Source organism: Bacillus sp. JJ722 (genome assembly GCF_036963345.1).
In the GTDB taxonomy this organism is placed as follows: Bacteria; Bacillota; Bacilli; order Bacillales; family DSM-1321; genus Bacillus_AD.
Map to the genome: position 1 here is coordinate 6,467 of NZ_JBALMO010000208.1, position 968 is coordinate 7,434.

Sequence of the window (968 nt, forward strand, 5' to 3'; positions counted from 1 at the left end):
AATGTAACAAAACCAGTAAAAGAAGCACCAAAGGCAAATGTAACAAAACCAATTGCAAAAGAAGCGCCAAAGCCAAATGTAATAAAACCAATTGTAAAAGAAGCGCCGAAACCGAATGTAGTAAAACCAATAGTGAAAGAGGCCCCGAAGCCTAAACCAATGCCTGTACCAAAAGCACCCGTTATGAAGAAAAAACCAAAACCAGTTCCTGTCGTACCACAACCTGTAATACCAGAAGTCGATATCAATAATTATTATATGGTTAATATGGCTAATATGGCGGTACAAAAGCCTGCTGAAAAACCAAAACATAAGCCGAAACCAGTTGTTCCTCAGCAAAAACCTATGTCTGTTGTGCAAGAAAACTGTGTGGCAGTTACACCATTAATGCCTGGTGATGGGTTTTGTTCAGCGATGTATCCAATGTATCACCAATTTTGTGAGCCTATCTATGGGCAGATGATTCAGCCCTTGTGTGGAGAAGAAAGTAGTTTATATGAATCATATCCACATATGTATCCGCAATATATGCCTGTAACAAATCAACAGATGCAGCCAGGATACGGAGCGCCTACTTATCAAGGTTATATGTCACCAGTTCCAGAAGTATCAGCTCATGGATTACATCATCACATAGAGTCATCATCACATTTTGGTATGGGTGGCCACCACCATTATCAACATGAATCGTCGTCGAGTGATGTCTATCATCATTACCATCATGAATCATCGAGTGATCATCATCACGGCCATTATTCTCCGATGATGCCTCATCAAACAAATCAATTCATGATGGCTAATAAACCACATGAGGAATCAGAAGAGGATTGTGGTTGTGATCAAATTCAAAATAAAAAAGGGATAGGAGGTCAACATACACCTCAAAACCCTAGCAATCTTATGAATCAACATCATATGCCACAGCAGACTTATAAGCCGAATCAAATGACAATGCCACAACAAACTTA

1 pseudogene is annotated in these 968 nt (G+C 39.5%); it reads left to right on the plus strand.

Annotated elements, in window-relative coordinates:
• Positions 1–968, plus strand: a pseudogene (locus tag V7014_RS21010) (hypothetical protein); the annotation flags it as partial.